At 65.5% G+C, this 8,176-nt stretch carries 12 protein-coding genes; 8 read left to right on the top strand and 4 right to left on the bottom strand.

Going from position 1 to position 8,176, the window contains the following annotated elements; all coding sequences use genetic code 11:
* The first annotated feature begins 464 nt into the window (after window positions 1-464).
* From G6021_RS16790 to G6021_RS16765, 6 genes are all read left to right on the top strand, one after another.
* On the top strand, window positions 465-647 hold the full coding sequence (locus tag G6021_RS16790; protein WP_069388968.1) for a hypothetical protein: 183 nt from the start codon (window positions 465-467) through the stop codon (window positions 645-647).
* 61 nt (window positions 648-708) lie between these two features.
* Window positions 709-942: a glutaredoxin-like protein NrdH gene (gene nrdH, locus G6021_RS16785; RefSeq protein WP_182641787.1), complete on the top strand. Its 234-nt coding sequence runs from the start codon at window positions 709-711 to the stop codon at window positions 940-942.
* A gap of 39 nt (window positions 943-981) precedes the next feature.
* Window positions 982-1,557 carry a DnaB-like helicase N-terminal domain-containing protein gene (locus tag G6021_RS16780; protein ID WP_182641786.1) on the top strand — a complete coding sequence of 192 codons (576 nt, stop codon included), beginning with the start codon at window positions 982-984 and terminating at the stop codon, window positions 1,555-1,557.
* Window positions 1,554-1,742 carry a hypothetical protein gene (locus tag G6021_RS16775; protein WP_182641785.1) on the top strand — a complete coding sequence of 63 codons (189 nt, stop codon included), beginning with the start codon at window positions 1,554-1,556 and terminating at the stop codon, window positions 1,740-1,742. Before G6021_RS16780 ends, G6021_RS16775 begins: the two co-directional genes overlap by 4 nt.
* Entirely contained in the window at window positions 1,739-2,143 is a 405-nt protein-coding gene (locus tag G6021_RS16770) for a helix-turn-helix transcriptional regulator (protein WP_069388966.1), read from the top strand. Before G6021_RS16775 ends, G6021_RS16770 begins: the two co-directional genes overlap by 4 nt.
* A gap of 37 nt (window positions 2,144-2,180) precedes the next feature.
* A complete protein-coding gene (locus tag G6021_RS16765; protein WP_182641784.1) occupies window positions 2,181-2,471 on the top strand; it encodes a hypothetical protein in 291 nt (96 codons plus the stop codon).
* On the opposite strand, the gene G6021_RS16760 is transcribed toward G6021_RS16765, so the two are convergent.
* Entirely contained in the window at window positions 2,446-3,186 is a 741-nt protein-coding gene (locus tag G6021_RS16760) for an SOS response-associated peptidase (RefSeq protein WP_182641783.1), read from the bottom strand. The genes G6021_RS16765 and G6021_RS16760 overlap by 26 nt on opposite strands.
* Window positions 3,187-3,464: 278 nt before the next feature.
* Between G6021_RS16760 and G6021_RS16755 the strand changes: the two genes are divergently transcribed.
* On the top strand, window positions 3,465-4,964 hold the full coding sequence (locus tag G6021_RS16755; RefSeq protein ID WP_206682680.1) for an N-6 DNA methylase: 1,500 nt from the start codon (window positions 3,465-3,467) through the stop codon (window positions 4,962-4,964).
* A 64-nt stretch (window positions 4,965-5,028) separates the two neighbouring features.
* Entirely contained in the window at window positions 5,029-5,784 is a 756-nt protein-coding gene (locus G6021_RS16750) for a hypothetical protein (protein ID WP_182641781.1), read from the top strand.
* Window positions 5,785-5,895: 111 nt separating this feature from the next.
* Here the strand turns inward: G6021_RS16750 and G6021_RS16745 are convergent, their stop codons facing one another.
* The 3 genes from G6021_RS16745 to G6021_RS16735 form a co-directional block, all read right to left on the bottom strand.
* Window positions 5,896-6,177, bottom strand: a complete 282-nt coding sequence (locus G6021_RS16745) for a hypothetical protein (RefSeq protein ID WP_182641780.1) — start codon at window positions 6,175-6,177, stop codon at window positions 5,896-5,898.
* 58 nt (window positions 6,178-6,235) lie between these two features.
* Entirely contained in the window at window positions 6,236-7,471 is a 1,236-nt protein-coding gene (locus tag G6021_RS16740; RefSeq protein ID WP_182611187.1) for an ISL3 family transposase, read from the bottom strand.
* Between the two features lie 189 nt (window positions 7,472-7,660).
* The gene (locus tag G6021_RS16735; RefSeq protein WP_182641779.1) at window positions 7,661-8,062 is read right to left on the bottom strand and encodes a hypothetical protein; all 402 of its coding nucleotides are present in this window, start codon (window positions 8,060-8,062) and stop codon (window positions 7,661-7,663) included.
* Window positions 8,063-8,176: the final 114 nt, after the last annotated feature.

The raw sequence follows: 8,176 nt of genomic DNA, 5'->3' as shown, positions 1-8,176 counted from the left end.
TGGCCACTTTAGCGGGAACACTCCAGTCAGACGTTCTGCGGCTGGCTTAGCAAGCCCCACCCGACGGGCGGGGGCAAGACCTTCCACCACAGGTAGTCGGTGGTCAGCCCTCTTTCCCTGCCACTGCGAGTCTTGGTGCTCCACTACCGGTGTCAAGGTCGGCGTCGGCTTCGCCGCCGCCCGGTCGTCGGCAAACAATCTGCCCCGCGCTGCGCTTATTTCGGGGCAGATTCTTCACCGCCGCCCGGGTGCCCTTCCTTGACTCCGTTCGCTACACACCAGATCGGCAGGTGTCAGGGAAAGGGGGGCCATGCGCGAACGGCACAGCCGAGGCGGTGGCGCGAAAAACCCGCAGGTGAGAGCACATTAACGCGCCATAGACGTACCATACACGCATGATGCGTGTACACTAGAAGCAGAGCAGGCCACAAGGCCACTCACCCCGAACCCGAAAGGAGCCAGCCATGGCCCGCATCACCTACTCCGTCACCGCGACCGAGCCCTGGGAGGCCGCCGCCACGCTCGCCACAGTCCTCGACCTCACGGTCAACCCGCTCACCGTTCACGAGGACCGGGTCACCGTCGTCGCCGACGAAGACGACACCGAGATCGTCGGCACCATCCGCCGCGCGATCGCCAACGCCTAACCAATCACCACCGCCCATCGCCGCGAGGCAGACGGGCACCACCACCGAAAGGGCAGCCGACATGGCCATCACCGTCTACACCAAGCCCCGGTGCGTGCAGTGCGGCGCCACCATCAAAGCCCTCGACAAGGCCGGCATCACCTACGAGCTCGTCGACCTCACCACCGACACCGACGCCCGCGACTACATCATGGCCCTCGGTCACCTCCAGGCCCCCGTCGTGGTCACCGAGACCGACCACTGGGCTGGATTTCGCCCCGACCGCATCAAGAACCTCACCCACAACGCCGCCTGAACCACCCACCAGCAGGGGAGGGGACACACAATGCACACCATGACCGCCGAGGACCCGCAGGCCACCGCCGACCCGGTCGACGTCGACGACCTCGCCGCCACCGACGACGCACCCACCGTCCCCGAACTCGACCCCGAAGCAGCACTCCTCTGCGCCCTCCTGCACACCACCGACACCACCGAAGCTCGCCACATCACCCGCCACCTCGAGGCAAGCGACTTCCTCAACCCCCGATACGGCGACCTGTACAGCGTGATCGCCGACCTCATCGCGGCAGGCGAACCCCACCACGCCCCGCGGGTGCTCGCCGCACTCACCAACGCCGGCCGCATGGCCGGCCACCAAGGACGGCTCCTCGCCGACGCCCTCCAGGTCGTCGCACTACTCGGAACCCCCGCCATCGGAGTGCGCACCCTCGCCACCGACGTCCTCGACGCCGCCTACCGCCGCCGCTTCGCCCGCACCGCCGCTGAGCTGACCCGTGCCAGCACCGAAGCGCCCACCGACGACCTCTTCGAGATCCTCCTTGACCAAGGCCGCGCCATGCGCCGCGAAACCAAGCGCCGCGCCGACCTCACCGGCGGACCGACCAGTGGGGGAGAGGGGGAGGCATGACGTTCATTGTCGGGACAGGCCCCACCGAGCTGCACGCCCACATCGACCTCGACCACCGCATCACCGCCACCATCCAGCCTGGGACGACTCCGGCCGTCACGGTCCTCGACGTCACCTGCAGCGACGGCCACTGGGCCGTTCTGGCCACCCTCAACACCGACACCACAGACAAGGAGACCCGGTGACCCCAGACGAAGCCCGATCACTCGGCCGCGCCATCCGCGCTGCACGCATGGAGGCCGGACTCACCCAGCTCAAACTGGCCGTGGCCATCGGAGTGAAATCCCCCTGGATCAGCGCCTGGGAACGCGGCCAATCCCAACCCACCGCCTACCGACAGGCCACGCCGCCCGCCGTCATCAGCCGGGACCAGCTCACCGCAATCGCCGACGCCTTGGACTGCACCATCGAATCCATCGCCAACCGAGCCGCACTGTCTGCCGCCACTCGAGTCCTCTACGGGCTCGAACCACTCGGCCCCGCCCGCACCATCGTCGGAGGCCAACGCTTCGACCTCACCGACGCCGAAGCCGACCGCGTCACCGACTTCATCACCGGACTCATCGCCGCAAGAGACCTGCACTAACCGACCCTTGTCGGAGACGACACCTAGGGTGCGCCCCATGGACGAACTGCTGGGCCCACTGCGCCGAGCAGCCGAGCAAGCAGGCGAAGCACAGTTCCTCGAACTCCTACGGTGGCACCTCGTCGTGGCCGGCCTCCCAGATGTCGACCCCACCAACCAGGGCGCCTACCGAGACGCCATCACCGAGCTGGGGGAGGAGCGCACCATCGAACTACTGCGCGACCTGCGCAGACTCGCCCGCAACCCCCGCCGATACCGCCACGGCGCCGACGGCAAACCCCGCTACCGCCAGGGCCGAACCGTCAGCGATCACCACCACCGCGAGTAACCGCCTCGATCAGGCCGGCATCGCGGCGGTCCAAGGTCCGGACGTTGTTGACCGCCCGTGACACCGGACGGGTTCGAAGAGTCGACGCCACCGCCCGCGACTCGACGTCCAGCAGATCCAGCACGTCTCCTACTTGGTCTTTCTCGAGCTTCTCCGGGGCCAGCCAGGTGTCCCACGAGGCTGGGGTCACAAAGACCGGCATGCGGTCGTGTACCTCGCCAGCCGCATCCTCACCCGTCCGCGTGATGATCGTGAACGTCGTCCGCCACTGCTCGTCACCGTCCTGGCGGTGGAAGGCCAACAGCCCCGCAGCGAGCAGCAGCTCGTCACCCGGGGCATGCACATAGCTGGGGTTCTTGACCTTCTTCCCGGCCTCGAGAGCTTCCTGCCACTCGTAGTACCCGGTCATCGGAACCAGGGCCCGCGCAGAGGCGAACGCCGAACGAAACATGCCATTGGTTGCAGCAGTCTCCAGCCGGGCGTTAATCGGCCGCGGACCCTTCTCCTTCGCCCACGACGGACGCAACCCCCACGTGGGCAAGAACGCCTCACTCACCCGCTGGTCGCCGATCAGGCGATCCCGGATTACCGGCGCCCGCGTGCGAGGAGCAACCGAGTAGGTCGGCTCCCACTCGAACTCCGTTTCCGTCCCGTCCAGGTCAAGAACATCGACCAAGGCGGCGCCAGACACCGCTACCGAGTACCGACCACACATGCCGAGACACTAACAGCGATCGCAAGAGAGGCCGCTCTGACCAGCAACTACGTCCGAACACACATTATCGGCGCGGTTTGACCGCAGGAGCGCACCTGCCCTGGGCAGTGGAACCTATCCACTTTCGGACCAGGTAGCTATCGCGTCCGATCTGTTGTAGCTTGACAAAAAGAGCTAATAGCTAATATCCACCCAGGGACACGAGGGCAGCCATGACAGGGATCGCACCATTCGAGGTCACTGCGACCACTTTCCACGCCACTGCCGTAACACGCATCGTGCGGGAACTAAGCGCAGCCACCAAGGCGAAGACCAAGCAGCGCTGGCTACAGGCCGTGGCCTCTCGTGTGACCATCCTCCGGCCAGACCTGGCGCTGGACCTATTAGACCTGCTCGGGGTGGAGCCCCTGGAGACAGACCCCCTCGCTGGCCGGACCATCGGCGAGATTGCCGTCTGCTACGAGGCGCTACTGGCCGAGCTCGACCCGGTCGCCCGAAGGTCAGCCGGCCAGTACTTCACCCCGGACGATGCCGCGCATCTGATGGCCAAGCGGTCTGCTGCCTTCCCGACCGGCATCTGGATGGACCCCTGCTGCGGTGTTGGCAACCTGGCCTGGCATCTGGCCGGGGTCCAGGACGACCCGGCCACCTTCGTCCGCGACCGACTCGTGCTCGTCGACCTCGATGATCACGCCCTGCGCAGCGCTGTCGCCCTCATCGCGGCCGACTATCTGGCCGAGGGTGACACCGAGGGCCTGGCCGCTCTGCGAGGCCGCGCAGTACGTCGGGACTTTCTCACCCGCACCGCATTGCCAGAGCACCAATTCGTGATCGTCAACCCCCCGTACGCCCGTGACCGTGTGCGGGCGGGGTTCGCTACCGGCAAGACCCAGGAACTGTTCGCCTTCTTCCTCGAGCGCATCGCTAAGGACTCCCAAGGCTTCATCGCTGTCACCCCGGCCTCGTACTTGTCCTCCCCGAAATTCCAGTCGTTGCGCACCGTGCTGGAGACCAATACCACCGGGGGTGAGGTCCTGGTCTTCGACAACGTCCCCGACACCCTGTTCCGCGGGTACAAGTTCGGCTCGTCGAACAGCTCCAAGACCAACTTCGTCCGCGCCGCGATCACCGCGTGTTCGCCCGAGATGAGCCGGTGGAAGACCACGCCGATCATCAGGTGGCGCGCAGCCTCCCGCCAGCGGATGCTCGCTGGCTGCACCAATCTGCTCACCCCCCGGCTCATGGGCCCCCACGGCGAATGGGTCAAGACCGCGCCAGGGCTCGAGGCCGTCTGGGAGACGCTCGAGTCCGCACAGCAAACCTTGGCAGACCTGCTGGTGTCCGAAGAGACCGAACACCGCCTGACCGTGGCGATGACGCCGCGCTACTACATCAGCGCCGCGTTCCGTGACCTCAACCGCGGCTCGAAGACCGTCCTGCACTTCGCCAGCGCCGAGGACCGCGACCGCGCCGCGCTCGTGCTGAACAGCTCGATCTCGTACCTGTGGTGGCGAGCCCTGGACGGCGGCGTTACGTTGCCCAAGCGTGTGCTGCGGTCGATCCCGATTCCCGATACCGTTGTGGCCGATCCGAAATGGATCGAGCGGCTACAGCAGACCGAGGAGTCGTCCGTGGTGACCAAACTCAACGCTGGCTCGCTCAACGAGAACGTCAAGCGCCCTCGTGATCTGGTTGACGGGATAGACGCCTTGCTCATGCCGGACATCGACCGGGACTTCTCTCTTGTCTACGCCGAGGACATGTTCCCCTCACACTAAGACCCTTTCGTGTTAAACCTCTAGCTAGAGGTCACATCTGACGACAGGGATGAGAAGAGTAGACATGGCAGCAGCATCAAGCGGGTCGCCGGAGTTCGACAAGCTCAAGAAGCACATGGACGGCAACCAGAAAGTCAGGCGAGAGGTCGAATTCGCCTTCTCGGCGCTTCTGAGCAAGGCCAATCCTTCCAACCGGGCCGCCCGCTTCATCTTCGGTGCCGGCGCCGAGTGGATCATCGCCTCGGCGGCATGGTCGGCCGGTGTGCTCACCGCCCCCGCCGGGCACGACTCCAACGGGTTCGACCTGGGGGACCTGCTAGACAAGTCGCGCGCCCTGTGGAGCGTCAAGGCCTCCGCAAGCAAGTCTTCCGGCCAAATCCGCCTCATCAACTTCATGGGTGACGGTGCCAATGCTGCTTGGACTGAGCCCACGCTGTTCGTCGCCCCCTATTACGGCGGCGCCGTGCTCATCGACCCGAGCAGCGACCCCGACGTGCAGGACGAGGCTCGCCTAAGCGGTGACGCCCTCGTGCTGGCCGGGGGCGTTCCCAAGCGATACGCCGAAGCTAATCCGGAAAACTGGATCGAGTTCGATGTGGCGGTCAATGATGAAGACGCCGAACACGCCGACGACTACGTCTTCATCAAGTCGCTTCTCGACCCCACGCACTTCCCGATCCTGTCCAAGCCGTTCGTGGCCTCGTCGCCACCGTCGGACAACAGTCGGCTGCAGCTGATCAAGGACGCGGCGGCCATGCGAGACGCCGGCACCCTGACAGAAGAGCAGTTCGACGCCGCGGTCAACAGCATCCTGAAGTAGGAAGAGCAGCACCACCGCACCACTACAGCATCTCGCCGGCCCGACGCCAGGGCAGGCGGGGTGCCTGCTTGCCGCACAGGGCTGATCTTGAGACGGCTCGGGGGCTACTTCTCACTCCAAGCCGGGGACCAACGTGCGGAGATCAACCAGCTCGATCTGTGAAGCTGGCCCGGCGGTGAACTCGGCGACCGATAGCGTGGAGTCTGGATCAAATTGCTCCGCAAACCGCGCTCGAATGTGCTGTGACGACCGCCCGAGCACCCATGACGCTTTCGATGTCGACGCGCGCAAGAATCGGCTCGGCAGGTCGCCGACCACGAAGAGCTGCGCTTTGCGGTCAGACTCGTCCAATGCCAGGTGAACCAGGTCGGCGAACACGCCGCGCTTGCGCATTGTGTCGGCGCCCTTCCACTGGGCGACCTTAAACGGCTCTTCGCATCTGAGCGTGGGGTCAGGTCCGTAGCCCGCCGGCGATGAGGAGCATCCGCAGGCGATAGTTGTCGCGGTTGCGGTAGCCGCGGGCCAGGCGCCGGTGGAGTTCGATGAGGCCATTGATCGCTTCGGTTCCTCCGTTGTTGGAGCGGCCGGTGGTCCAGTACGCGAGGAAGGCGGCCTTCCACTTGCGGAGCGTTCGTCCTAGTCGGGCGATTTCCGGGATCGGGCAGGATGGCAAGGTCGCGAGTACCTTCTCCGCAGCGCTGCGCCCGGCAGGCAGGTCTTTGTGGTGGTAGGCCTGTCGGAGTTCGTGGGCGACTTGCCAGGCGATGAACAGTTCCTCGTGTCGGGGGTCGGCGGCCAGGGCCTCGTCGAACCGCCGCCACTGGCGCTCGGTGAGCCTGTCGGGGTCGCAGCGGATGATGGTGCGGATCCCGTAGAGCGGGTCGCCTTTACGTCCGCGGTGACCGCAGATCTGCTGCTGCAACCTCCGGCGGACCTCGTCCACGGCGCCAAGGGCGAGCTTGACCACGTGGAAAGCGTCGAGAACAGCGGTGGCATCCTCGAGTTCGTCATCGATCGCTCGCTTGTAGCCGTGGAACGGATCCAACGCGGCGATCTCGACGCCGCTGGTGAAACCCTTGCCCCGCGCGGTGAGCCAGTCTGCGAACACCACCCCGGAGCGGCCTGGCACGAGGTCGAGCAGCCTGGCCTGTACTTTGCCGTCCCCGTCGCGGGTGAGGTCGACCATCCCGGTCAGTTCCTTGGGGCCGCGCTTACGCCGGGAGACATGGTGCCAGATGTGTTCATCGACGCCGAGGGTGCGGACGCCGTCGAAGCGGGCCGGATCATCGGCCAACGCCTCCAATGCAGCCTTGACCGGCGTCCACACCGTGTGCCACGCGGTACCGAGCTGACGAGCCAGTCCGCTGACGGTGGCGTGCTCCCGGCGCAGCTGTCCCACTGCCCACTCCACGACGCGGGCCGTGGTGGCATGCCGCGGCGAGGCAAGCCCAGGCAGGTTCTCCACGAACGTCACACGTTCGCACGCCCCGCCTGGGCAGACGAAGCGGCGTTTGCGCCAGATGATCGTGACGGGGCGGCCGAACGCGGGGATGTCGACCAGACGCACCACCTGCCGTCCATGCCCCACCCCGGCGGCGCCGCAGTCCGGGCATCCGACCGGTCCCGGCTCGGATTCGACGGTCACCTCCAGGTGCTCGCCACGCAGACGCGCATCAAGGACGTACACGTCGTCGAGCCCGACGAGAAGATCGCAGCGGACACAACGGGGCGCAGGTGCGGTTCCGGTGGCAGACCGGCAGCACCCGATAGGCTCAGACATGGGTCGAGGCCCTTTCAGGATCGGATGTAGTGGTACTTCCAATCCTTCAGGGCCTCGACCCTCTCGTCTCCCTACCGCCTCACCGGCGTGTCGTCCTCACCCACGCTCAGATGCGAAGAGCCCCTTAAACTCTGCTATTCGACGGTTGGTCTCGAGATCGAAAGGTCTGCTCTTGTCGTTACCGGCGCCGAGTGACGGGCGATTAGTCACGCGCTCGCCCGGTTCGAGGATCTGCGGTAAAACCAGCGAAATGGTCGAGGCATGAATGACGTCATTCAGCCTTCCGACCTTCGAACGCACGGACAGCGCTGCGGTCAGCAACTCTGAGGACAAACCATGCTGGGCAGCGACCTCACTGGCCTTTGCCGCGTTCGCCTCGACAAGGTCGGACTCCACCTGCGCGAGCTGCGTAGTTAGACGTTGCTGCCCAAGGAAGCCAGACAGCACTGCAAACGCAGCTGCGAGGTCATCTGAGCCGTTCGTGGGGTCCGAAACCATTCGGAAATCATGGCACGCCACTCCCTACCGGAACGAGCGCTGGCACTTTCCAAGCCTTTTCGGCCCGTCCGTAAGCCAGTCGCTCACTGATGTTTGGGACGCCTTTCTGAAAGC

Origin of the sequence: Dietzia sp. CW19 (assembly GCF_014145265.1) — a bacterium.
Lineage (GTDB): Bacteria > Actinomycetota > Actinomycetes > Mycobacteriales > Mycobacteriaceae > Dietzia > Dietzia natronolimnaea.
Note: the sequence above shows the minus strand (reverse complement) of the source record. Positions and strands in the feature narration are given on the sequence as shown.